Here is a 22,904-nt window from a genome sequence, read left to right on the forward strand (position 1 = left end):
GGGTATTGTGACCGTTAAAAGCAGGGAAGATTGAGATGGCCAAGACTGTTGTAACTGCATTCGCATTCGCGGCGGTCTTGATTCTGTCTGCTGCGGCTTTTTCGCCGGGTAGCGTGGCTGGTTCCAAGGGCTGTGCTCCCGCCTATGGGGTGGACCCGTGCACGCTGCAGGTCGGCAAGTAACCCGCTCAGAACAACCACAATCCAATCAGGCCGAGTGTCCCAACCGCGATACGCCACCAGGCGAATGGCGCGAACCCGTGCTTTGAAACAAAATCAAGCAGGCTGCGCACCACAATAACGCCGGCGATGAAAGCCATGACAAAACCGATGATGATGGCCGTAACATCGTCCATGCCGAGCTTGTCGTAATTCTTGTAGAGATCATAGGCAAAGGCACCGGCCATGGTCGGCATGGCGAGAAAGAACGAAAACTCGGCCGCCGACCGCTTGTCTGCGCCCAGCAGCAAGGCCCCTGCTATGGTTGCGCCCGAACGCGACGTCCCCGGTATCATCGCCAGGCACTGGACCAACCCGATCTTGAAAGCAAGCGACAGCGGATAGTCCATCACATTGGTGTATTTCGGCCTGAGCGGCATCCTGTCGATGATCAGCAGCACGATTCCGCCGCCGATCAGCACCCAGCAAATCAATGCGGTTGATTCGAACAGCACCGTCTTGATAAACCCATGCGCCATCACCCCGATCACCGCAGCGGGCAGAAATGCCAGCAGGATGGCGCCGACAAAACGCCGCGCTTCGGCGCTGGTCGGCAAATCCATGGCGAGCTTCCACAGCCGTGCGAAATAAACCGACAGGATTGCCAGGATAGCACCCAGCTGGATCAACACTTCGAAGCTGTTGCCGGGAGAGTTGAACCCGAGGAAATGACCCGCCAGCAACAAATGGGCCGTGGATGAGACCGGAATGAACTCGGTCAGGCCTTCCAGCAGACCCAAAAGGGCCGCTCCCACAAGTGTTGTTCCATCCATTCAGGTACGCCTTTGTTTCGCCCGAGAGCTGATGTAGAGCTTTGTCATGTCCGCATCCGTAAAAAAACACAAGGTCCGCACATGGCTCGTGATTCGCTTGTCTTGCCGCGGGCCAATCCGTATAGCTCTATTTTCCGGAATCTGACCAGCCCTGCGCACCAGCGCCAACCCGATCCTTGTTTGCGTCACCATGCCAGTTCTCTATCACCACACGGTTTCTTCAGCGTCACGGTTCATCCGCTTGTGCTTTGGAGAAGTCGATTATGCCGCCGACCTGGTTGAGGAACTGCCCTGGGAAAAGCGCCCGGAGTTCATCAAGATCAATCCCGCCGGGACCCTGCCGGTATGCGTCTGCGACAACGACTATGCACTTTGTGGTCCACACATCATTGCCGAATGGCTCGACGAATCATTCGGCGTGTTCAAGCGTGACCGGCGTCTCCTGGCCGAAGACCCGTTTCAGCGCGCCGAAACAAGGCGGTTGATGGAGTGGTTCCTGATCAAGTTCGAACAGGACGTCGTGCGGCCGCTTGTGCGTGAGCGCATTTTCAAGGTTCAGCTTTCCGCCAAGGACGGCGGTGGATCCCCCGATCCGAAGATGTTGCGTGCGGGCCGCGCCAATATTCGTCAGCACATGAAGTATCTCTCATGGCTCGCCGGGTCACGTGCCTGGCTTGCCGGCGACCGTCTGAGCTATGCCGATCTCGCTGCCGCCGCTGCACTTTCGGTGATGGATTATCTCGGCGAAATTGACTGGAATGAGAGCCCGCAGGCCAAGGATTGGTACCAGCGGGTGAAATCGCGTCCCTCGTTCAGACCGCTGCTGGGCGACAGGGTCCGCAACATTCCGCCGGTCTCCCACTACGCTGACCTCGATTTCTAGCGCTGTGGCTTCCGATGGCTCCCCCGCGCAGGACAGCGAAGGCCGGAGCGCCAGGACCGATGCTGCCGACCATCTCAAATCCTTTCTGAAGAAAGAGGCTGCGGCACTCGGTTTCTCCGATCTTGCGATTGCCCCCTCCGATATCGGCGCCGAAGCTTCCGACAGACTGGCGCGATTTGTCGAACTGGGCCGCCACGGCTCGATGGAATGGCTCGCAGACACAAGAGACCGCCGCGCCAATCCCAAGAGCCTTTGGCCTGAGGTCCGTTCGGTGATCATGCTGGCAATGAATTACGGCCCGGCGACCAGTCCGTTGGAGGGGCTTGCGCAAAAATCGCGCGCGTCGATCTCGGTCTATGCCCGCAACCGGGATTATCACGACATCATCAAGGGCCGGCTCAAACAGCTCGCCGGCAAGTTTGCCGCGCGGGCTGGTGGCGATGTGAAGGTGTTTGTCGACACGGCGCCAGTCATGGAAAAACCGCTGGCCGAGGCTGCCGGACTGGGCTGGATCGGCAAGCACACCAATCTGGTCAGCCGCAGCCACGGCTCCTGGTTGTTTCTGGGTTCGATCTTCACCACGGTCGAACTGATGCCGGATGTGGCGGAGACGGATCATTGCGGTTCATGCCGGGCCTGTCTTTCAGCCTGCCCGACAGACGCGTTCCCGGCGCCCTATCAGATTGATGCGCGGCGCTGCATTTCCTATCTCACCATCGAGAACAAGGGGCCGATTCCCCATGAATTCCGTGCCCCCATGGGCAACCGGATCTATGGTTGCGATGATTGCCTGGCCGTGTGCCCCTGGAACAAATACGCCCAATCCGCGAGCGAAATGAAGTTGATCGCCCGCGAAGATCTGCAATCGCCAAGGCTTGCTGAATTTCTGGCGCTGGATGATGCCGGATTTCGCGCTTTCTTCTCCGGCTCGCCCATCAAGCGGATCGGCCGCAACAGGTTTCTGCGCAATGTGCTGGTTGCGGCTGGCAACAGTGGTGATCAGACGCTTGTTCCCGCCTGCGAGACCTTGCTGAGCGATCCGTCACCCCTGGTACGCGGCGCCTCTGTCTGGGCATTGTCGCAGTTGACACTGCCCACACGAATGCGCGAATTGGCCCAGAGCCGAATCGGAGTTCAGGACGGGGTTGTATTGGGAGAAACGGATCCGGAAGTCCGAGCTGAATGGGACCTCGCGCTCAATCGGCCAAATGCGTGAAAAACAGGTGAAACAATGCGATTGATGATCTTCGGTGCTGGTTTTTCCGGCCTTGCCATTGCCCGTGCTCTGGCAGGCGATTGCGATTTTGCCGGCGGCACCACCCGCAGCATGGAACGTTTTGCCAAGCTCGAGGCTGCCGGCCTTACTCCATTGATCTACCAGGGCGGTGCTCCGGACGGAGATCTGCGCACCCATATGGCTGGCATCACCCATCTGGTGATGTCGATCGCACCCGATGCTGAGGGTGACCCTTTGCTTGCCGCCTTTGCCGACGGTCTGAAGAACCATCTTCCTGCGCTTGAGTGGGCGGGATATCTCTCCACAGTCGGCGTCTATGGTGACCATGGCGGTGATTGGGTTGACGAGGAGACCATCTGCAAGCCTGTGTCCAAACGCTCCATCGCGCGGGTGGAAGCCGAACAGGGTTGGCAGGAGCTTGCCCTCGCCGCAGATGTACCGCTGGCTGTCCTCAGGCTGTCAGGCATCTACGGGCCAGGCCGCAATGCGCTCAAGACCCTTGATGCCGGCAAGGCGCGACGGCTTATAAAGCCGGGCCAGGTGTTCAACCGCATCCACGTCGCTGATATCGGTGGCGCGACCACATTGCTGGCGCGCAACAATCTTGGCGGGGTCTTCAATGTTACGGATGATATGCCTGCACCGCCACAGGATGTGGTCGCCCATGCCGCAGACCTGATGGGCGTGGCGCCGCCGCCGGAAACAGATTTCGAAACTGCCGACCTTACGCCCATGGCACGGTCATTTTACGGCGAGAACAAGCGCGTCGCCAATTCAAGAATAAAGGCTGCGGGCTATCGGTTCACCTATCCCGACTATATGGAAGGCCTTGGCGCGCTGTGGCGGGACGGCGGCTGGAAAGGCTGATCCACCGCAGCGCAACATTCGGCCATAAAAAGTGATGCCGACGTCCATTGTTGCGCCTTTTTGTTGTTCGAACAGGGGGTCCAGCTCATCAAGGACCAAGACATGACCCTGATCACTTCCAGCAAGCCGCTCGGTGCCTTGCTTCTCGCCACTGCACTTGTTGCTTTGTCAGTGGCACCGGCCAGCGCAGCCTGTGGCCGTGCCTCCTGGTATGCGTTGACCTCCAAGACCGCATCCGGTGAGCGCATGGATCCGGCCAAGTTCACCGCCGCGCACCCCAGGCTCCGGTTCGGAACCATGGTGGAGGTGGTCAACCCGCGCAACGGCAAATCCGTGGTCGTTCGCATCAATGACCGCGGCCCCTTCATCAAGGGCCGCATCATCGACGTGTCCAAGGCCGCCGCCAGGGAGTTGGGAATGATCCGGTCCGGCGTCGCGAAAGTCTGCTACAAGGTGGTGTCCTGACACCGCGACGGAGCCGACGGCCTTTATGAGCTCCGGTTAATGTGCTAAATATCATATACTTAGCAGCTTCCGACTTTCCCTGAAAATTGCTCAAACTGCTTGTCAGTTGCGTCCATCCCGCTATGGTGAACCACGGTTTACCAGGAGACCGTTGTGATGATCGAGGGGCAGGACATAGAGACGCGGCAAAACGCTTTGGCGCGAGAAATTGCCGCCCGGCGCGATGATCTCGTCGCGCTGACCCAGGACCTGATCCGCATCCCCACGCTCAATCCCCCTGGCGAGTGCTACCGCGATATCTGTGACTATCTGGCCCGGCGTCTGAAGCCATCCGGATTCGAGATCAAGTTACTGCGCGCCGAAGGCACGCCTGGAGACAGCGCCCGATATCCGCGCTGGAACGTGGTCGCCCGCCGGGAGGGTGGACGCGTTGGCCCTTGTGTGCACTTCAACTCCCACATCGATGTGGTCGAGGCTGGCGCCGGCTGGACCTTCGATCCCTTCGGCGGAACCGTATCGGACGGCAAGATCTATGGCCGTGGCGCCTGTGACATGAAGGGCGGGCTGGCAGCCTCCATCATCGCGGCCGAGGCATTCATCGCGTTGTGGCCCGAATATCCTGGCGCGATCGAAATCTCCGGCACGGCTGACGAGGAGACCGGCGGCTACGGCGGCGTCGCCTGGCTCGCCGAACAGGGTTATTTCTCGCCTGAACGGGTGCAGCATGTGATTATTCCCGAACCGCTCAACAAGGACAGGATCTGTTTGGGCCACCGAGGCGTGATGTGGGCGCAGATCAAGACCCATGGCCGCATCGCCCACGGCTCCATGCCGTTTCTGGGCGATTGCGCCGTGCGCCACATGGGTGCTGTCATCTCCGAAATGGAATCGTCGCTTTTCCCGGCGCTGGCACAAAAGCACACCTCCATGCCGGTGGTGCCTGATGGTGCGCGGCAATCGACCATGAACATCAACTCCCTGCATGGCGGACAGGCAGAACCGGCCCCCGATTTCACCGGCTTTCCCTCGGCCTGCGTGCCTGATGAGGCGCGTATGGTCATCGACCGGCGCTATCTCATCGAAGAACAGGCCGACGAGGTGCGTGAGGAAATCATAACGCTCTTGGAGCGGGTGAAGGCTGAACGGGCAGGCTTCCGCTATGATTTTGAAGAGCTTTGGCAGGTCAGTCCGACCATGACCTCGGTTGATGCGCCCGTTGTCAAGGCGGTGGAACGCGGGATCCGTTCGGCACTGTCTTGTGAACCGGTGCATGTGGTCTCGCCCGGCACCTATGATCAGAAACATATTGACCGTATTGGCCGCTTGAAATACTGTATTGCCTATGGACCCGGTATTCTCGACCTGGCGCATCAGCCTGATGAATATGTCGGGATCGACGACATGGTGGATTCAGCGAAGGTGATGGCCTTTGCCCTGGATGATCTTTTGTACGGGCGCACCTGACAGGGCCCGGCAGGTCAGCATCTCAACGTGAGTGAGGAATCGCAATGACAAACAACCCGATTATGGCAGCAGCCGTTTCGATCCTGGCTTTGAGCCTGGGTCTGGGCGTGGCCCCGGCCATGGCCGCCAAGATGGACGCAACCATCGGCATGCAGCTCGAGCCACCGAATCTGGATCCGACCGGGGGGGCTGCGGCCGCGATTGACGAGGTGGTCTACGCCAATGTGTTCGAGGGCCTGACCCGATTCGGTGCTGACGGGTCTATTCTTCCGGCACTCGCGGAAAGCTGGGAGATTTCGGATGACGGGCTGACCTACACATTCAACCTGCGCGAGGGTGTGAAGTTTCACGACGGATCCGATTTCAACGCCGATGATGTGAAGTTCTCGCTTGATCGCGCGCGTGCCGACGATTCCACCAATGCCCAGAAGGCCCTGTTTGCCGACATCGCTTCGGTCGATGTGGTCGATCCGGCCACTGTCAAGGTGACGCTTTCCAAGCCGAACGGTTCTTTCCTGTTCAACACCGCCTGGGGTGATGCGGTTATCGTCGCGCCGGAAACCGCCGCCGACAATGCCGCCAAGCCTGTGGGCACCGGACCCTTCAGCTTTGGCGAATGGGTCAAGGGCGACCGCGTCGATCTTGTCCGCAACCCCGATTACTGGGGCGAGGCGGTGAGGCTCGACAAGGTGACCTTCAAGTTCATTTCCGACCCGACTGCGGCCTTTGCCGCAATGATGGCTGGTGACCTTGACGCCTTTCCTGTTTTCCCGGCTCCGGAAAACCTTGTTCAGTTTGAAGCCGACCCGCGCTTTTCCGTGATTATCGGGTCAACCGAAGGCGAAACCATTCTCGCCATGAACAACAAGAAGGCCCCGCTCGACAACATCAAGGTCCGCCAGGCGATCACCCACGCGATTGACCGGCAGGCGATCATCGATGGTGCGATGTTCGGCTATGGCACGCCGATCGGCACCCATTTCGCCCCGCACAATCCTGCCTATGTCGATCTGACAGCGCAATCTGCCTATGATCCGGAACAGGCCAAGGCGTTGCTCGCCGAAGCTGGTGTCAGCGATCTGACGCTCACGCTGAAGCTTCCGCCACCGAGCTATGCCCGCCGCGGCGGTGAAATCATCGCAGCGCAATTGCGCGAAGTCGGCATTGCCACCGAAATTACAAATGTCGAGTGGGCGCAGTGGCTCGAGGACGTCTTCAAGGCCAAGAATTTTGATCTGACCATCGTATCGCACACCGAACCGATGGACATCGGGATTTATGGCCGCGAGGACTATTACTTCCAGTATGGGGATGCGGATTTCAAGGCGATCATGGCGGACCTGGCCAACGCCACCGACCCGGCCAAGCGCACTGAGTTGATGCAGGCAGCCCAGAAGAAGATCGCTGATGACTACGTCAACGGCTACCTCTTCCAGCTTGCCCGCACCGGCGTCGCCGATGCCAAGCTCAAGGGCCTCTGGCCCAATTCGCCGACCCAGGCCAATGACATGACCGGGGTTTACTGGGAAGAGTGAAGCCCGAGATCTGCCCGAAGGCCGGAAAAGCACCCGGCCTTCGGATCCTATTCGCGTTGGATCCTGTCTGATGACCGCCTATCTCCTGCGGCGCTTCCTATCGCTTTCGCTCAGTCTCGTTGCGGCAAGCCTGGTGATCTTCCTGGTCATGGAGGTGGTGCCTGGAGATCCCGCGTCCTTCATGATGGGTATCAATGCCGATCCTGCGGCAGTGGTAGCCCTGCGCACCCAGCTCGGGCTCGATGATCCGCTGCCGTTGCGTTATCTGAGTTGGGTTGCCGGCCTGCTGCAAGGCGACTTCGGCGTCTCCTACACCTACCGTGTCCCGGTTTCGGAACTGATTTCAGAACGGGTGGCGATCTCGCTGCCCTTGACACTCTATGCCCTCGCACTGTCGACGCTGATTGCCTTTCCCGCCGGCATTCTCGCCGCGGCAAAGCGCAATTCGGCGGCCGATGTTTCGGTGATGGGCGCCACCCAGCTTGGCGTGGCCATTCCCAACTTCTGGTTCGCAATGATCCTCGTTCTGGTCTTTGCGATCAATCTGCGCTGGTTTTCCGCTGGTGGATTTCCTGGTTGGGAAGCCGGCTTCTGGCCTGCCATCAAAGCACTCACCCTGCCGGCAATCGCACTGGCGCTGCCTCAGGCGTCGATTCTTGCGCGGGTGATGCGATCATCGCTGATCGACACGCTGGATGAGGACTTCATGCGCACCGCCCGCGCCAAAGGACTGAGCCGGGGTCAGGCGCTCAGGCGGCATGCGCTGCGCAACGCGCTGATCCCGGTGTTGACCATCATCGGTCTTCAGTTCTCATTTCTGCTGGCCGGCGGCATCATCATCGAGAATGTCTTCTATCTGCCTGGCCTCGGCAGGCTGGTGTTTCAGGCGATCACCCAACGCGATCTCATTGTGGTGCGCTCGGTGGTAATCCTTCTGGTGTTTGCGGTCATTGTCGTCACCTTCCTGGTTGATCTTGCCTATGCTGCGGCAGATCCGCGGTTGAGGAGGCGGCGCGCATGAGTGCGAACCCGACCGACCGCAGCTTTCTGCGCATGGCACTTGGTCACCCGGCTTTTGTCACCGGCTTCGTGCTTTCGGCGTTCTTCGTGATCCTGGCGCTTGTCTCCTTTGCCTGGACACCGTTTGATCCAACCAAGCTTGATATCGCCTCCAAACTGAAAACGCCGTCGCTTGATCATTGGTTTGGAAAAGATCATTTCGGTCGCGATATGTTTTCCATGATCATGGTCGGTGCGCGTGTTTCCATCGCCGTGGCCTTTGTTGCGGTCGGCGTTGGGATGCTGCTCGGTGTCCCACTTGGGCTCTATGCTGCTGCGCACCGCGGGAGCCTGATCGACGAATTCATCATGCGCGGCAATGATCTGGTCTTTGCCTTTCCATCGCTGCTCCTGGCGATCATGATCACAGCCGTCTTTGGCCCCGGCGCCGTCAACGCCATCATCGCCATCGGCATTTTCAACATTCCGGTGTTTGCAAGGCTTGCGCGCGGCGCAGCTCTCTCGCTTTGGACCCGGGATTACATCCTCGCTGCCCGGGTGGCGGGCAAGGGCCGGGCGCGAATTTCAGCCGAACATATCCTGCCCAACATAGCCAATCTGCTCATCGTCCAGGGCACCATCCAGTTTTCGCTGGCCATTCTCGCAGAAGCGGCGCTGGCCTATGTCGGGCTTGGCGCGCAGCCACCGCTGCCAAGCTGGGGCCGGATGCTGGCCGATGCACAGACCCTGATTTCGCTGGCACCGCACATGGCTTTGTTTCCCGGCTTTGCAATCATCATCACCGTGCTTGGGCTCAATCTGATGGGCGACGGCCTGCGTGATCTTTTCGATCCGAAGCTCAGGCGGGGGCGGGGATGAACGGGCTCTCGATTTCCAACTTACGGGTCGACATCCACGGCAAGACCGTGCTGCACGACATCGATCTCGAGCTTGAACCGGGCAAGATCCTCGGGGTCGTCGGCGAATCCGGCTCAGGAAAATCCATGACCGCGCTGTCGGTGATGCAGCTCCTGCCGCGCGGCAGTCAGTGGACGGGTCGGCTCGAGGTCGCGGGAAACGATCTTGCCACTATGGATGAGCCGGCGCTGTGCCAGATGCGTGGCCGCGATGTCGGGATGATCTTTCAGGAGCCTATGACCGCGCTCAATCCGGTACGCACCATTGGCGACCAGGTGGCTGAAACGGTGATGGTGCATACCGCGGCCGGCCGGCGTGAGGCTTTGGCCATTGCCCGGACCATGCTCGACCGTGTCGGCCTGCCGGAAGACCGGTTCCCGCTTGATCGGTTCCCGCATGATCTCTCCGGCGGCCAGCGTCAGCGCGTGGTCATCGCTCAGGCTATCGCATTGCGCCCCAAAATTCTGATCGCCGACGAGCCGACCACAGCCCTTGATGTGACCACCCAGGCACAGATCCTCGACCTGCTCAGGGAACTCGTGCATGAGCAGGATATGGGTCTGATGCTGATCACCCATGATCTTGCAGTGGTGGCGGGTCTGGCCGATAGGATTGCTATCATGAAGGATGGCGCCGTGGTTGAAGCGGGGCCAACCCGCAAGATCTTCGAGGGCATGCAGCATCCTTACACGCGCGCATTGCTTGAGGCTTCGGCCCATGCGCCCGAACGCCGCCGACGGGCCGAACCTCAACAGGTTCCGGTGCTTTCGGTCAGTGACGTGGTGCGCGACTACCAGCAACCGCGCCGAAACCTGTTTGTCCGCCCGCCACCCTTCCGTGCCGTGGACCATGTGGGATTTGAGATTTTTCACGGTGAGAATGTCGGGCTGGTTGGCGAATCCGGTTGCGGCAAGTCAACGCTGGCCCGCGCCATTCTTGCGCTGGATCCGCTTCAGGGTGGTGAAATCAAGCTCAATGGCCATGTCTTCTCAAGCGCCGGTGATGGTCCACACCCGGAGCTCCGTGCCCGCATGCAGGTGGTGTTTCAGGATCCCTACGGGTCATTCAATCCGCGTCACAGGGTAAAACGGCTTGTTACGGAACCGTTCCACCTCATGAAAGACAGGCCTCAGGGCATTGATCTTGAGCGTAGGATCGATCGCGCTCTGACCGAGGTCGGGTTGTCTTCCGCGGATGCGGACAAATACATCCATGAGTTTTCCGGCGGCCAGCGTCAGCGCATTGCCATTGCTCGGGCCCTTATTATTGAGCCGGCTTTGATTGTTCTGGATGAAGCGGTCTCCGCGCTTGATGTCTCAATTCGCGCACAAGTGCTGGACCTGCTGGCAGATCTGTCGGATCGGCTGGACCTGTCCTATCTCTTCATTTCCCATGATCTCTCGGTGGTCCGGGCCATCACCGACCGGGTTCTGGTGATGAAAGATGGCCGTATCGTCGAGGAGGGCGACACCGAAACCGTGTTTCACAATCCGCAGCACCCCTATACACAAACCCTTGTTGCCGCGACGCCCTCACTCGAAGCCGCTTTGGCGGAATCCGCCGGATGACGGGCTATCGCTTATGTTGCTGGCCTCAAACTGCCGAAAGGACTCGCCATGCCCGCCACGCTTGATGCCGGCTTCGACACCCGCCAATGCCTGATTGGTGGCCGCTGGATCAACACCCGCAGCGGACTCACCCTGCCGGTGGAAGATCCTTCCACCGGGCAGGAGATCGGCCGCATTGCCCGCGGTGCTGCCGATGATATCGAGGCTGCCGTGATCGCCGCGCGCATGTCGCTGTCAGGCGACTGGGGCTTGATGACAGCCGCCGAACGCGGCCGTCTGCTTGCCAAAATTGGCCGCGCGGTGGAGGAACACATCGAATGGCTCGCCAATCTCGAGGCCCATGATGTCGGCAAACCACTGACCCAGGCCCGTGCAGATGCGCGCGCTCTAGCCCGCTATCTCGAGTTCTACGGCGGTGCTTGCGACAAGATCCATGGCGAGACCATTCCTTACCTCACCGACTACACGGTCTATACCCTGCGCGAACCCCACGGCGTGACCGGTCACATCATTCCCTGGAACTATCCGATGCAGATCCTTGGCCGCTCGGTCGGAGCCGCATTGGCGATGGGCAACGCCGCTGTTCTGAAGCCGGCTGAGGAAGCCTCGCTGACCGCCCTGGCTTTCGCCCGGATCGCCACCGATTGCGGCTTGCCCGATGGCGCGCTCAATGTCGTGCCCGGCCTCGGCGAGGAAGCCGGTGCCGCGCTCTGTGCCCATCACGATGTCAATCATCTCTCCTTCACCGGATCGCTTGAAACCGGCCGCAAGGTGCAACAGGCCGCAGCGCAGAATGTCGTCCCGGTAACGCTGGAACTGGGCGGAAAATCGCCGCAGATTGTCTTTGCTGACGCCGATCTCGACCGTGCCCTGCCGTTTCTGGTCAATGCGGGCATTCAGAATTGCGGCCAGACCTGCTCCGCCTCCTCGCGCATTCTGGTCGAAGCGTCGCGGCATGTCGAAGTGGTGCGTTTGATGAGCGAGCGCTACCGGTCGCTCACCGTCGGCGCCGCCATAGAGGACCAGTCGGTTGGCCCACTGATCTCCGCGCGGCAGAAAACCATCGTCCAGGGCTTTCTGGCCCGCGCCGATGAAGACGGACTTGCCCCGGTGGCCGAGGGTCAGATGCCGAAATCGGCGCCCATGGGCGGCCATTATGTGCGCCCGACACTTTATGGCGACGTCGACCCGAGCCATGCATTGGCTCGTGATGAGATCTTTGGCCCGGTTCAGGTGATCATTCCGTTCCGCGACGAGGATGAAGCGGTCGCCATCGCCAACGGCACCGACTACGGTCTAGTCGCAGGTGTCTGGACGCAGGATGGCGGCCGGCAGATGCGGCTCGCGCGAGCGATCCGCTCCGGTCAGGTGTTTGTCAACAACTATGGCGCCGGCGGCGGGGTTGAGCTGCCCTTCGGCGGTGTTGGCAAATCCGGCCATGGCCGCGAAAAGGGTTTCGAGGCGCTTTACGGTTTCTCGGCGCTAAAGACCGTTGCTGTCTGGCATGGCAAGTAATCTCAGGAGGAATTTTCGATGAGACTTCAAGGCAAGACCGCGCTGGTGACGGGTGGGGCATCGGGCTTTGGTGCCGGCATTGTGCGCAAGTTTGTTACCGAGGGTGCCCGCGTGGCCATTGCTGACATCAACGCGCAATCGGCAGAGGCCTTCGCCTCCGAGCTTGGCGACCAGGTCTTCGCGGTAGGCGTTGACGTTTCCAAAAATGACAGCGTCGTTGCAATGTCGGAACTGGTTCTGGAGCGCTTTGGTGGCCTCGATATCCTCATCAACAATGCCGGCGTCACCCATCTGCCCACCGCGCTGGAAGAGGTCAGCGAAGAAGAGTTCGACCGTGTGCTCGCAATCAATGTGAAGTCGGTTTACTTGACTGCGCGACATTTTGTTCCGGTCATGAAACAAAATGGGTCAGGCGCGATCCTCAATGTTGCGTCGACCGCCGGTGTCAGCCCGCGGCCGCGGCTCAACTGGTACAATTGCTCCAAGGGGTGGATGATCACGGCGACCAAAACCATGGCCGTAGAGTTGGCGCCTGCAGGCATTCGCGTCAACGCGATCAACCCGGTGGCGGGCGAAACCCCGCTGCTCAAATCCTTCATGGGAGAAGACACGCCCGAAATCCGGACCAAGTTTCTCTCCACCATTCCCCTGGGGCGGTTCTCGACGCCTGAGGATATGGGCAATGCCGCATGCTTCCTGTGTTCCGATGAAGCGGCGATGATCACCGGCGTGGCGATGGAGGTGGATGGAGGACGCTGCATCTGAGGCAAGCCGCCCCGCGCTTGCTATGCGTCATCCAAGCCTGTAGCAGAAGCCAACCCTGGAGTTATCATCATGCGCCTTGGCGGACGCCTGCAAGCAGCCATTGAAGTTCTGACCGAGATCGAGACCCGCCACCGGCCGGTTCCCGATGGGCTCAAGGATTGGGGCCTCTCGCACCGCTTCGCAGGATCCGGAGATCGTGCTGCGATTTCCAATCTGGTTCATGACGCTTTGAGAATGAAGCTGTCTCATGGTTTCATGATGAACGGCGATGCGCCAGCCGATCTGGCGGTTGCCACCTTGCTCAGGCAATGGCGGATCAGTCCAGAGGAACTGACCGCCACGCTTGAAGGAGATCGTTTCGCCCCCGAAATCCCCTCGGCGGAGAGTCTCGCCGATTGCCTGGCTAGGGATCTGGCGCAAGCGCCTGCCCATGTCCGCGCCGACATCCCGGAATGGCTCGCGGGCTCGTTCGAGCGGGCGTTTGGCCCGGAATGGGAGCTAGAGGCCCAGGCGCTGACATCCCGGCCGCCGCTGGACCTCAGGGTCAACACGCTTCTCTCCAACCGCGATCAGGTCCTCGAGGCTTTTTCCGACCGGGATCCCAAGCCAACCCGGCTGGCACCGTTCGGTGTCCGGTTTGAAGCCGGCGAAGGACCGCAGCGCCAGATCGCTGCCGCGAGCGAGGTCAGCTTTGCCCGCGGCTGGTTCGAGATCCAGGATGAAGGTTCACAACTGGCGGCCGGACTGGTCGACGCACAGCCTGGTGAGGACGTGCTCGATTACTGCGCCGGCGGCGGTGGCAAGTCTTTGGCCTTTGCGGCGATGATGAACAATGAGGGTCGGATTTTTGCCTATGACGCAGACCGGCGCCGGCTCGCCCCGATGGTTGAACGCATGCGCCGTGCCGGCGCGGACATCATCGACATCAGGGAACGCGCCGCTGACCTGAATGGCCTGGAGAGCAAGATGGACCGGGTGCTGATCGACGCGCCCTGCACCGGAACCGGCACCTGGCGCAGGCGGCCCGATGCCAAATGGCGTATTTCAGAGAAGAACATCACGGACCGTATGGCCGATCAGGACAAGGTGCTCGATGCGGCCTGTGCCTATGTCAGGCCTGGTGGCGAGTTGGCCTATGTCACCTGCTCCCTGCTTCCGGAAGAAAACACCGACCGGGTAAAGGCCTTTCTGCAGCGGCATCCGGAATTTGAAACCATCAGCCTCAAGCAGCGCTGGCGGTCTGTTGCCGCGGATTCGGAGGCCCCTGTCCCCTATGCGGATCAGAATCTCGGCCTGCTGCTGTCGCCCAGACGCACCGGAACCGATGGTTTCTATTTTGCCGGCTTCCGGCGGAAGTCATAAAACATCGCCGCACTCTGGTAGGCGTTTACCAAGCATCAGGGAATGAAGGATCGGAGAACCGGATCATGAGCAAATCCAATGCACTCATCTTGCTGGCGTTTGTGGTGTTCACCGTGGCCGGTGGAAGTTTCATTGGCTATTTTTCCATTCCCGGCGCCTGGTATGCGGCCCTCAACAAGCCGGTCTTCAATCCGCCCAACTGGATTTTCGGCCCGGTCTGGACCGTGCTCTACATCCTCATCGGCATAGCCGGTGCCCGGGTCTGGCTCAATCACCGCCAAAGCCCCTTGCCAAAGCTGTGGTTTGCCCAGATGGCGCTGAACTTTGCCTGGCCTCTGGTGTTCTTCACGGCACAGCGCCCTGATCTGGCGCTGCCGGTGCTCATCGCCATGTTGATCGCGATCCTGGCGTTTATCGCGCTGGCCTGGCGCCGCGATCGCCCTGCGGCGCTGATGTTTATCCCCTATGCCGCCTGGGTCAGCTTTGCCGGACTTTTGAATGGCGCGATCTGGTGGCTCAACCGGGGCTGACCGGTTTGTGGGCCAGGGATCGCCTGTTTCACAAAGCGCTTGCGGTTTGCCGCGCTGCTTGGCACCTTCGCAACTGCGAAAAGAGGTGTTGCGCATGATGGACAAACCGGACGAGAATTTCCGCAACCGCGTGGCATCGAGCTTTGCCCGGCAGGAGGTCATGCGCACCATCGGGGCGGAGCTTACCAAGGTGGATTACGGTGTCATCGAGATCGAAATGCCGTTTCGCGCTGATCTCACCCAACAGCATGGATTTCTCCATGCCGGAATTCTGTCCACCGCGCTCGATTCGGCCTGTGGCTATGCGGCCCTGTCGGTCATGCCCCATGATGCGGCAGTGCTGACCATCGAATTCAAGATCAATCTGCTCTCGCCTGGCCGTGGTGACCGGTTCCTGTTTCGCGGTGAAGTGACCAAGCCGGGCAGCACCATCATTGTCACCGATGGCCGTGCCTATGCCGTGGCTGACGGGCCGGCGAAACTGATAGCATCGATGACGGGCAGCATGATGGTGGTCCGCGGACGTGAGGGGATTGAAGGATGACGGGCGAAATCAAACCGGCGGGAGACCGCCGCATCTTGTACGTGATGGCGGCAGAAGCCGAATATGGCCAACATTTGAGGGCCCGTTTTGCGCCGCTGATCACCGGCGTGGGCCCGGTGGAAGCGGCGGTCGCGGTGTCCGCGCGCCTGGCGCAATGTGGCCCGGACCTGCCTGATTGCATCGTCTCGCTCGGCTCCGCCGGCTCCAACGTTCTTGAGCAGGCCGGCATCTATCAGGTGTCTTCGGTGAGCTATCGCGACATGGATGCAAGACCGCTCGGTTTCGAGAAGGGGCGAACCCCGTTTCTGGATCTGCCTGCGGTTCTGCCGCTGCCGGTGATTGCCGATGATATCGCATCGGCCAGCCTTTCCACTGGGGCCAACATCGTCTCGGGTGCCGCCTATGATAGGATCGATGCCGAGATGGTGGATATGGAAACATTCGCCGTGCTGCGCGCGGCAAGCCGTTTCGCAGTCCCCGTCCTCGGGCTGCGCGGCATCTCGGATGGCAAGTCCGAGCTCAATCACATCGATGATTGGACCGAATATCTGCACATCATCGACGAAAAACTGGCGCAAGCGGTGGATCGCGTCGAGGCGGCGATTGCATCCGGCGCGGCTTTGGCTTAATCGCTCGCCATGAACGAGATCCTCCACACCACCCATCCTGATTCCATCCTGATTATCGATTTCGGCAGTCAGGTGACACAGCTTATTGCCCGCCGGGTTCGCGAAGCCGGCGTGTATTGCGAGATTGTGCCGTTCCAGCTGGCCGATGACGGCTTTGCCCGGATGAAGCCGAAAGGTGTTATCTTTTCCGGCGGACCGGATTCGGTCACCCGCGAAGGCTCGCCGCGCGCACCGCAGGCAGTCTTCGAGTCCGGCGTGCCGATCCTTGCCATCTGCTACGGGCAACAGACGCTTTGTTTGCAGATCGGTGGCCAGGTTGAGGGCGGTCATCACCGTGAATTCGGCCGAGCCGATGTTGAAATCCTCAAATCCAGTCCGCTGTTTGAAGGGATCTGGGAGGTCGGAAAGAAATACCCGGTCTGGATGAGCCATGGCGACCGTGTCACCGTGGCGCCGGAAGGTTTCGAGGTGATCGGCACATCGCCCAATGCGCCCTTTGCGATCTGCGTCAATGAAGCCAAGCGCTACTACACCACCATGTTTCACCCGGAAGTGGTGCATACGCCTGATGGCGCGAAACTCCTGTCGAATTTCGTGCACAAGATCGTCGGTCTGAAATCCGATTGGTCGATGGCGGCCTACCGCGCTGAGATGGTCCAGAAGATCCGCGATCAGGTCGGGTCCGGAAAAGTCATCTGTGCGCTGTCGGGTGGGGTCGATTCCTCCGTTGCGGCCCTGCTGATCCACGAGGCGATCGGCGATCAGCTCAGCTGTATCCTGGTCGATCACGGGTTGATGCGCATGAACGAGGCCGCTGATGTGGTGGCGATGTTCCGCGAGCATTACAATCTCTCGCTCAAGCTGGTGGATGCGTCAGACCGCTTCATTTCCCAGCTTGAGGGCGAAGCCGACCCGGAAACCAAGCGCAAGACAATCGGCCGGCTGTTCATCGAGGTCTTCGAGGAAGAAGCGAAAAAGATTGGCGGTGCGGATTTCCTCGCCCAGGGCACGCTTTATCCCGATGTCATCGAAAGCGTTTCATTTTCTGGCGGTCCTTCGGTCACCATCAAGTCGCACCACAATGTCGGCGGTCTGCCCGAGCGCATGAACATGCAGCTGGTCGAACCGTTGCGCGAACTGTTCAAGGATGAGGTCCGGGTGCTCGGCCGTGAACTCGGCCTGCCCGACAGCTTCATCGGCCGTCATCCCTTCCCCGGCCCGGGTCTGGCGATCCGCTGCCCCGGCGGCATCACCCGTGAAAAGCTCGATATCCTGCGTCAGGCTGACGCCATCTATCTCGACGAGATCCGCAAGGCCGGACTCTACGACACCATCTGGCAGGCCTTTGCCGTGCTGTTGCCGGTTCAGACGGTCGGCGTGATGGGCGATGGCCGGACCTATGAATTTGTCTGCGCCCTGCGCGCTGTGACCTCGGTCGACGGCATGACCGCGGATTTCTATCCCTATGACATGGATTTCCTTGGTAAGACCGCGACCCGGATCATCAATGAGGTCAAGGGCATCAACCGCGTCGTGTACGACGTCACCTCCAAGCCCCCCGGCACCATCGAGTGGGAATAGCCCGGACGTGACATTGCATTTCGATCAATCGACCGAAATGCACCACTGATGCCGAGCCGGATACGGCACCGGTCAAGTTCACAAGTCTATTGAAGGTTTTTTGAATGTTTCCAATGCGCTTTTCAGTTCCGGCGCATTGGCGGCATACATTTCGATATCAACGCCTTCTTTGGCTGCAGCTGCAGCTTGTCTAAGCGCAATCACGCCGGCACCAATTCCGGACGGATGGCTCATGATGCCGCCACCTGCGCAGAAGATGAAATCGTCATTTCCCAGCAACCGTCTTGCCGGGTCTATCTGCCAGACTGTCTGTCCGGATGAATAGACCGGCATGGCGAGATGCTGAGGGCCGTCGCCCTCGCAGACCGGCTGTTGAACCGATCGTGCCGATTGGGCGACGACCTCATCGCTTTCCGTGAACTTGCTCGCCAGTCCGTTGACATGGAGATGGTCTGCACCCGCCAGCCGCCAGAGTTTCTGAAAGGCGGTGAAACTGATGCCGATATCGGGAGAACGGGAAAAAAGGCCCCACCCTGCACGGTGCCCATGGACAATCATCGGGCTGCGATCCCGCACTGCGCGAAGACCGGTAAGGCCAACGGAGTTCATGCAGACCATGGCGCATATGCCATCATGTTCCTGCAACAGATCCAGATTGCGCCACATCTGGTCAATTTCATCGGTGATGTTGAACGCATACATCACCCTTTTGCCGGTTTTTTCCGCATGTAGATTGATGACCCTGGAGACGAGTTTCAGCCGTTCTTCGAAAGGGCAATGCGGGCCGTTTGCCTGCAGTTCATCGTCCTTGATGAAATCAATCCCGGCTTCGATAAGCGTTTGTACGAGCTCAGCCGTCTCGCTTGGGCTCAAACCGACACTGGGCTTGATGATGGTGCCGATGACTGGCCCTTCGTGACCTCCCATCAGTTCCCGTGTTCCATCTGCGCCGAACTGCGGCCCCGGATGGGCCAGGGCGAATTCCTTCGGCAAACCTATGTCCAAAAGGCGGATCGCAGAAAGCTCAGCCAGTTCAAACAGATTTCCGGCCAATGTCGAAAACAGGCTTGGGAGGGAGACGCCAAAATTGTCCAGCGACCAGCTGATGGTGACCGTCCCTCGTTCATATGCGGGGCCACTTTTGCGGCTGGGCAGCGAGGGGTTTGGTGACGAACCTGTAATGGTTAAGCTTTCAATGCGGGCTGCGGAGCGCTCGCGAAGCTCGTCTGTCTCAGCCGCCAATCGCGTAAAGGTGCCGGTGGATTGTTCACCAGCCAGAACCGTCGCGGCGTGGTCCACGCCCAACGGTGACTCGATGTCATAAGTTGCTGTAATCCGGTTCATCTTCGTCCTCCACCACTTCGGATCCAGCCGAAATAGTCCTTGCTTCCCATTTGCCCGCCTTTCAAGGCGAGCTCCAGTCCATCCATGGGGCCGTTCGCATGCGCCCTGAAAATCGAGGCGCCCGGTATGGTCGGTGCCAAGGCGGTCAGCGCAAAAATTCCCAATTGGCGGGTTGCGTGTCCCGAGGTGTCCCCGCCCGACACAACGGCTCGTCTTGTGCCGGTTCGAAGAAGTACGGTGTGAAGAACCCGCCCCAGCGCTTCGCCAATCATCTGGTTCGCTGATGACATGTCATGAGCTGAGTGAGCAACCGCCGATTTGAAGGCGTCGACTGCCGGATCATCGGGGCCTTCAGCCGTGTGAATGAGCGGATCCTTGTTTGCTGCAATGGCATTCAGTGCAGCAGCCACAGCGCGGTCGATTTCGCGTTCCACCGCTTCGGTGCCGCCACATGCGGCCGCGGCGTCGAACTCGATGGAGGCAAAGCCATTGGATTTGGACCAGGCTATCTGCTCTGCGGTCGTTGGCGACACGGATCCGGAAACCACGACCATGGGCTCTGCTTCGCCGATGCCTTCCGGAGCCTCAGCGACAGGTATCAGTCCGCTTTCCTGCCAATGGCGCACTAGGGCATATGTCACGCCCTGCGAGCCAACGACAAATGGATTGGTGTGCCGTTCATTCCAGATCAGGTGTCCCGCTGCGGATTCGGATGATGCATCCATGCAATCCAGGGTGATCAGTGTAATTCGATCGTCTCCGTCGGAAGGCAGCGAAGGATAGGTGCCTGGACGTTTAGCCAACGCCTCCAGCGAAAGACAATGCACATCGAGCCGCTCAGACTGCTTTGCCACATGCCGCGCAACATCGGATTCATTCATCGGTGTCACGGGATGGCGAGACATCACCGGATGCCGGTCCAACCGGTAGATCTCGTCGCCCATCCCCGCAAACAGGTGCCCGAAAGCCTGATAACGGCGCATCTGTGGCGCGGCGACCAGAAGCGGAACGGTCGTTGGCGAAAACAGATCATGCCCGATCTCGATTGCGCGCCCGATCGATCCGACCTCCGGTGAGGAGTCGAGTGTCGAACAGACCTTGTAGTGCACCAACAATGGTTTGAGGCGGCTCAACTTCGCAAAAACTGCCGGAAGTTCCGTGGCCATCCAACCGGGTGATTGCGCCCGTGCGGTTGAAGCTACGCCAATCCCTTTCAGATCAGGAAAGCGTGCCAACTGCTCTTCAGTCGGGGCCTCAAGGAACAGCATTGAAGGCAGTCCGGCAAAGGCGAGAACCTCCATAACGGCAGATGCGCCGGTGAAGTCATCGCCATACCAGGCAATCAGTGGGCCATCAGGGAGCGTTTTGCTGGGAGCGTCCATGTGAATTGGCCCAATTTCAAACCGTAGGGGGTTGACACAATTGTGTAATTAGTACCTCATTATACCAGTTGTCAATTGGCTCTTGTTTCTTTCGAAGCGCCTTTGGGAGGATTACAATGACAAAGCTCGCCTTGTTTGGCGCTGGTGGAAAAATGGGCATGCGCCTGGGTGCGAACCTGGCAAAAGCACCTGATTTCGAGACATTGCACGTGGAAGTCTCAGACGAGGGGCGTGCCCGTGTTCGCGAGGCTTACGGCGTTGACTGTGTGGATACCGATGTTGCTCTCGACGGTGCAGACATCATTGTCCTGGCCGTGCCTGATACCGCGATCGGCAAGGTTTCACACGCCATCATCGACAGGGTGAAGCCGGGCGCCATGGTGTTTGTTCTTGATGGCGCTGCTCCCTTTGCCGGCCATCTGCCCGAGCGAGCCGACATTACATATTTCGTATCTCATCCGTGCCATCCGCCGATCTGGAACGATGAAACGGAGATGGAAGCCAAGCGCGATTACTTCGGCGGTATCGCTGCCGCCCAGGGCATCGTCAACGTGTTGGTGCAGGGTCCGGAAGAAGATTATGAATTGGGCGAACGGGTCGGCAAGACCATTTATGCACCGGTTGTGCGCTCCCATCGCGTCACGCTGCAGCAATTCGCACTTCTGGAACCGGGCCTCTCGGAAACCGTCAATGGCTCTCTGATGAAAGTCCTGCGAATGGCCATGGATGAGGTTGTCAGGAAAGGCGTGCCCTACGATTGCGCCCGGGATTTCCTCCTTGGTCACATGAACATCATGGGTGCGGTGATGTTCGACCAGCATCAAGGTGTCTTTTCTGACGCCGCCAACAAGGCAATCGAGTTCGGAATTCCGGTGCTGATGAAAGATGACTGGATCCGCTGTTTTGACGACGACGAAATTGCAGCAAGCGTCGATCGGATCACCTGAGCCAACTCTTTTCGCATATTGTCAGTCCTGAAGCGCGGTTCACTATGTACCCATTGTGACCGGGGCTTTATTTGATTTTGGGTTCGGCCGCAGCAAGTCCCACAATGGCTGGTCCAATTGTCTGCATGGCTCAATTCCAAAACCGGATGACCCTGTATCTTTTTGCAGCTCAATGGGGGGCTGCAGCTTGGATGGCCAATGTTGGCAGGTTTCAGACACCAGTTCCCAAAGCCTCGGGACAGTCTTTTCATGTCTGGCCGTGGAGTGTCCTCGACATTTGTCGCTTCTGCGCTCGCAGGCTTGGCGCGTCGAGCCAGGATAGGGGCGCCGGTGGCAGGGAACTGCACAGCGAGATCTGGAAAGCGCTTGAGGACATTTTGGTTGGCATGGTCAGTTTTTTCCCGAGTTCAACCGAAAGTGTTCCCCAGCGGAGATATCGGATTTTGCCAGCCATGGCCTTTGGTCGGCACCTTGAAGCAGCTGGCCTTGGCCGCGGGGGAACCGGTGCTTTCAATCCGGCAAGAGAACGGCTTGGCACGGCTTCATGTTGGAGAAGCAGAATTTGTGGTGAACCTGACCGGAGTTGAGCGTTCTGGGCTTGGACCCTATGAATGGCAGGCAAAAATCAAACAGGCTTAGCGTTTGCCGGCTGAAATGAAGCTGGATTGTGAACGATTGAGATGTGCTTCCATAGCCCGAACGGCGCCTTCGGAATCATTGGATTTGAGAAAGCTCAAGATGGTTGCATGCTCGCCGAGTGTCGTTTCCTCGCGGCCAGGCCATATCAGTAGCGAAGAGTGATACTCAAACAGCCATGTCAGCATCATCTCGGTAATCGAATAGATGAGAGGATTTGTGGTGATGGATGCAATGCGTGTGTGAAAGGCAATATCGGCCTTCATAAACGCTTCCGGGCTTTTAATTTGTGAGCGCTGATCTTCGATCAGCTTGGCCAGTTCCGCAGCATCCTTGGAGGTACATTTCTGGGCTGCTATCTTGATCGTGCCAAGTTCAAGAATGTGCCGGACTTGTTTGAGGTAGTCGATATTGGCCGGCTCGCTGGAAAGCAGCAGCTTTGCGATGTCGTCTAGCTGATTGAAAGCCAGGCCAGCGGTGAGGGCGTTTACACGGCTGCGCCCGCCATGTGTGATCGTGATCAGTCCCTTGCTCTGCATTGATTGCAATGCTTCGCGCACTGCCGGACGGCCGACACCGAAGAGCTCCATCAGATCGCGTTCGGAGGGAACGGTGTCTCCGGCTGCAAGTTCTCCACTCGCAAGCATCTCACGAAGGCGTTCAAAAACCTGGTCAGACAGTTTAAGACGGACAATCTTGCTGTCTGCGGCATTGGTTTTGTTCATATCAAACTGCTTTCCGT

Annotated in this window: 23 protein-coding genes; 19 read left to right on the top strand and 4 right to left on the bottom strand. The window is 59.2% G+C overall.

What is annotated here, in order from left to right:
- The first annotated feature begins 35 nt into the window (after positions 1–35).
- Positions 36–182 (top strand): hypothetical protein, encoded by a 147-nt coding sequence (locus HPDFL43_RS22090; protein WP_007199568.1) that lies wholly within the window; start codon positions 36–38, stop codon positions 180–182.
- 5 nt (positions 183–187) lie between these two features.
- Here the strand turns inward: HPDFL43_RS22090 and HPDFL43_RS00415 are convergent, their stop codons facing one another.
- Positions 188–991: an undecaprenyl-diphosphate phosphatase gene (locus HPDFL43_RS00415; protein ID WP_007199569.1), complete on the bottom strand. Its 804-nt coding sequence runs from the start codon at positions 989–991 to the stop codon at positions 188–190.
- 190 nt (positions 992–1,181) lie between these two features.
- On the opposite strand from HPDFL43_RS00415, the gene HPDFL43_RS00425 reads away from it, so the two are divergent.
- From HPDFL43_RS00425 to guaA, 16 genes are all read left to right on the top strand, one after another.
- Entirely contained in the window at positions 1,182–1,874 is a 693-nt protein-coding gene (locus tag HPDFL43_RS00425; RefSeq protein ID WP_007199570.1) for a glutathione S-transferase family protein, read from the top strand.
- A gap of 4 nt (positions 1,875–1,878) precedes the next feature.
- On the top strand, positions 1,879–3,090 hold the full coding sequence (gene queG / locus HPDFL43_RS00430) for a tRNA epoxyqueuosine(34) reductase QueG (RefSeq protein WP_007199571.1): 1,212 nt from the start codon (positions 1,879–1,881) through the stop codon (positions 3,088–3,090).
- 15 nt (positions 3,091–3,105) lie between these two features.
- A complete protein-coding gene (locus HPDFL43_RS00435; RefSeq protein WP_007199572.1) occupies positions 3,106–3,978 on the top strand; it encodes an SDR family oxidoreductase in 873 nt (290 codons plus the stop codon).
- A gap of 102 nt (positions 3,979–4,080) precedes the next feature.
- Complete coding sequence (locus HPDFL43_RS00440) at positions 4,081–4,443, top strand: septal ring lytic transglycosylase RlpA family protein (RefSeq protein WP_040449446.1); 363 nt, start codon at positions 4,081–4,083, stop codon at positions 4,441–4,443.
- Positions 4,444–4,599: 156 nt separating this feature from the next.
- Complete coding sequence (locus HPDFL43_RS00445) at positions 4,600–5,907, top strand: acetylornithine deacetylase/succinyl-diaminopimelate desuccinylase family protein (protein ID WP_007199574.1); 1,308 nt, start codon at positions 4,600–4,602, stop codon at positions 5,905–5,907.
- A gap of 44 nt (positions 5,908–5,951) precedes the next feature.
- On the top strand, positions 5,952–7,442 hold the full coding sequence (locus HPDFL43_RS00450; RefSeq protein ID WP_007199575.1) for an ABC transporter substrate-binding protein: 1,491 nt from the start codon (positions 5,952–5,954) through the stop codon (positions 7,440–7,442).
- Between the two features lie 70 nt (positions 7,443–7,512).
- Positions 7,513–8,463 carry an ABC transporter permease gene (locus tag HPDFL43_RS00455; RefSeq protein WP_007199576.1) on the top strand — a complete coding sequence of 317 codons (951 nt, stop codon included), beginning with the start codon at positions 7,513–7,515 and terminating at the stop codon, positions 8,461–8,463.
- Complete coding sequence (locus HPDFL43_RS00460; protein ID WP_007199577.1) at positions 8,460–9,320, top strand: ABC transporter permease; 861 nt, start codon at positions 8,460–8,462, stop codon at positions 9,318–9,320. The genes HPDFL43_RS00455 and HPDFL43_RS00460 overlap by 4 nt, the downstream gene beginning before the upstream one ends.
- Positions 9,317–10,927 carry an ABC transporter ATP-binding protein gene (locus tag HPDFL43_RS00465; protein WP_007199578.1) on the top strand — a complete coding sequence of 537 codons (1,611 nt, stop codon included), beginning with the start codon at positions 9,317–9,319 and terminating at the stop codon, positions 10,925–10,927. The genes HPDFL43_RS00460 and HPDFL43_RS00465 overlap by 4 nt, the downstream gene beginning before the upstream one ends.
- Before the next feature lie 48 nt (positions 10,928–10,975).
- The gene (locus HPDFL43_RS00470; RefSeq protein ID WP_007199579.1) at positions 10,976–12,442 is read left to right on the top strand and encodes an aldehyde dehydrogenase family protein; all 1,467 of its coding nucleotides are present in this window, start codon (positions 10,976–10,978) and stop codon (positions 12,440–12,442) included.
- A gap of 18 nt (positions 12,443–12,460) precedes the next feature.
- Positions 12,461–13,207: an SDR family oxidoreductase gene (locus tag HPDFL43_RS00475; RefSeq protein ID WP_007199580.1), complete on the top strand. Its 747-nt coding sequence runs from the start codon at positions 12,461–12,463 to the stop codon at positions 13,205–13,207.
- 69 nt (positions 13,208–13,276) lie between these two features.
- A complete protein-coding gene (locus HPDFL43_RS00480; RefSeq protein ID WP_007199581.1) occupies positions 13,277–14,569 on the top strand; it encodes an RsmB/NOP family class I SAM-dependent RNA methyltransferase in 1,293 nt (430 codons plus the stop codon).
- Between the two features lie 65 nt (positions 14,570–14,634).
- Entirely contained in the window at positions 14,635–15,099 is a 465-nt protein-coding gene (locus HPDFL43_RS00485; RefSeq protein WP_007199582.1) for a TspO/MBR family protein, read from the top strand.
- A 94-nt stretch (positions 15,100–15,193) separates the two neighbouring features.
- A complete protein-coding gene (locus HPDFL43_RS00490) occupies positions 15,194–15,643 on the top strand; it encodes a PaaI family thioesterase (protein ID WP_007199583.1) in 450 nt (149 codons plus the stop codon).
- Entirely contained in the window at positions 15,640–16,272 is a 633-nt protein-coding gene (locus tag HPDFL43_RS00495; protein ID WP_007199584.1) for a 5'-methylthioadenosine/S-adenosylhomocysteine nucleosidase, read from the top strand. Before HPDFL43_RS00490 ends, HPDFL43_RS00495 begins: the two co-directional genes overlap by 4 nt.
- Before the next feature lie 9 nt (positions 16,273–16,281).
- Positions 16,282–17,853, top strand: a complete 1,572-nt coding sequence (gene guaA / locus HPDFL43_RS00500; protein WP_007199585.1) for a glutamine-hydrolyzing GMP synthase — start codon at positions 16,282–16,284, stop codon at positions 17,851–17,853.
- Positions 17,854–17,931: 78 nt separating this feature from the next.
- Here guaA and HPDFL43_RS00505 read toward each other — a convergent pair whose 3' ends face one another.
- On the bottom strand, positions 17,932–19,197 hold the full coding sequence (locus tag HPDFL43_RS00505) for a ribulose-bisphosphate carboxylase large subunit family protein (RefSeq protein WP_007199586.1): 1,266 nt from the start codon (positions 19,195–19,197) through the stop codon (positions 17,932–17,934).
- Entirely contained in the window at positions 19,194–20,579 is a 1,386-nt protein-coding gene (locus HPDFL43_RS00510; protein WP_007199587.1) for a four-carbon acid sugar kinase family protein, read from the bottom strand. Before HPDFL43_RS00510 ends, HPDFL43_RS00505 begins: the two co-directional genes overlap by 4 nt.
- Positions 20,580–20,695: 116 nt before the next feature.
- Here HPDFL43_RS00510 and HPDFL43_RS00515 point away from each other — a divergent pair, with 116 nt between their 5' ends.
- Positions 20,696–21,526: a phosphogluconate dehydrogenase C-terminal domain-containing protein gene (locus HPDFL43_RS00515; protein ID WP_007199588.1), complete on the top strand. Its 831-nt coding sequence runs from the start codon at positions 20,696–20,698 to the stop codon at positions 21,524–21,526.
- A 381-nt stretch (positions 21,527–21,907) separates the two neighbouring features.
- The gene (locus tag HPDFL43_RS00520; RefSeq protein ID WP_156970144.1) at positions 21,908–22,165 is read left to right on the top strand and encodes a hypothetical protein; all 258 of its coding nucleotides are present in this window, start codon (positions 21,908–21,910) and stop codon (positions 22,163–22,165) included.
- Here the strand turns inward: HPDFL43_RS00520 and nanR are convergent.
- Entirely contained in the window at positions 22,162–22,887 is a 726-nt protein-coding gene (gene nanR / locus HPDFL43_RS00525; protein ID WP_007199590.1) for a transcriptional regulator NanR, read from the bottom strand. The genes HPDFL43_RS00520 and nanR overlap by 4 nt on opposite strands.
- Positions 22,888–22,904 lie beyond the last annotated feature (17 nt).

Origin of the sequence: Hoeflea phototrophica DFL-43, assembly GCF_000154705.2 — a bacterium.
In the GTDB taxonomy this organism is placed as follows: Bacteria; Pseudomonadota; Alphaproteobacteria; order Rhizobiales; family Rhizobiaceae; genus Hoeflea; species Hoeflea phototrophica.

Bases quoted from the DNA above. Each gene is read 5' to 3' on its own strand.
- HPDFL43_RS00465 (WP_007199578.1), top strand. From the start codon at position 9,317: ATGAACGGGCTCTCGATTTCCAACTTACGGGTCGACATCCACGGCAAG.
- HPDFL43_RS00490 (WP_007199583.1), top strand. From the start codon at position 15,194: ATGATGGACAAACCGGACGAGAATTTCCGCAACCGCGTGGCATCGAGC.
- HPDFL43_RS22090 (WP_007199568.1), top strand. From the start codon at position 36: ATGGCCAAGACTGTTGTAACTGCATTCGCATTCGCGGCGGTCTTGATT.
- HPDFL43_RS00445 (WP_007199574.1), top strand. From the start codon at position 4,600: ATGATCGAGGGGCAGGACATAGAGACGCGGCAAAACGCTTTGGCGCGA.
- HPDFL43_RS00440 (WP_040449446.1), top strand. From the start codon at position 4,081: ATGACCCTGATCACTTCCAGCAAGCCGCTCGGTGCCTTGCTTCTCGCC.
- HPDFL43_RS00480 (WP_007199581.1), top strand. From the start codon at position 13,277: ATGCGCCTTGGCGGACGCCTGCAAGCAGCCATTGAAGTTCTGACCGAG.
- HPDFL43_RS00425 (WP_007199570.1), top strand. From the start codon at position 1,182: ATGCCAGTTCTCTATCACCACACGGTTTCTTCAGCGTCACGGTTCATC.
- HPDFL43_RS00460 (WP_007199577.1), top strand. From the start codon at position 8,460: ATGAGTGCGAACCCGACCGACCGCAGCTTTCTGCGCATGGCACTTGGT.
- HPDFL43_RS00495 (WP_007199584.1), top strand. From the start codon at position 15,640: ATGACGGGCGAAATCAAACCGGCGGGAGACCGCCGCATCTTGTACGTG.
- HPDFL43_RS00470 (WP_007199579.1), top strand. From the start codon at position 10,976: ATGCCCGCCACGCTTGATGCCGGCTTCGACACCCGCCAATGCCTGATT.
- guaA (WP_007199585.1), top strand. From the start codon at position 16,282: ATGAACGAGATCCTCCACACCACCCATCCTGATTCCATCCTGATTATC.
- HPDFL43_RS00515 (WP_007199588.1), top strand. From the start codon at position 20,696: ATGACAAAGCTCGCCTTGTTTGGCGCTGGTGGAAAAATGGGCATGCGC.
- HPDFL43_RS00415 (WP_007199569.1), bottom strand. From the start codon at position 991: ATGGATGGAACAACACTTGTGGGAGCGGCCCTTTTGGGTCTGCTGGAA.
- HPDFL43_RS00485 (WP_007199582.1), top strand. From the start codon at position 14,635: ATGAGCAAATCCAATGCACTCATCTTGCTGGCGTTTGTGGTGTTCACC.
- HPDFL43_RS00435 (WP_007199572.1), top strand. From the start codon at position 3,106: ATGCGATTGATGATCTTCGGTGCTGGTTTTTCCGGCCTTGCCATTGCC.
- HPDFL43_RS00505 (WP_007199586.1), bottom strand. From the start codon at position 19,197: ATGAACCGGATTACAGCAACTTATGACATCGAGTCACCGTTGGGCGTG.
- HPDFL43_RS00510 (WP_007199587.1), bottom strand. From the start codon at position 20,579: ATGGACGCTCCCAGCAAAACGCTCCCTGATGGCCCACTGATTGCCTGG.
- HPDFL43_RS00455 (WP_007199576.1), top strand. From the start codon at position 7,513: ATGACCGCCTATCTCCTGCGGCGCTTCCTATCGCTTTCGCTCAGTCTC.
- nanR (WP_007199590.1), bottom strand. From the start codon at position 22,887: ATGAACAAAACCAATGCCGCAGACAGCAAGATTGTCCGTCTTAAACTG.
- HPDFL43_RS00450 (WP_007199575.1), top strand. From the start codon at position 5,952: ATGACAAACAACCCGATTATGGCAGCAGCCGTTTCGATCCTGGCTTTG.
- HPDFL43_RS00475 (WP_007199580.1), top strand. From the start codon at position 12,461: ATGAGACTTCAAGGCAAGACCGCGCTGGTGACGGGTGGGGCATCGGGC.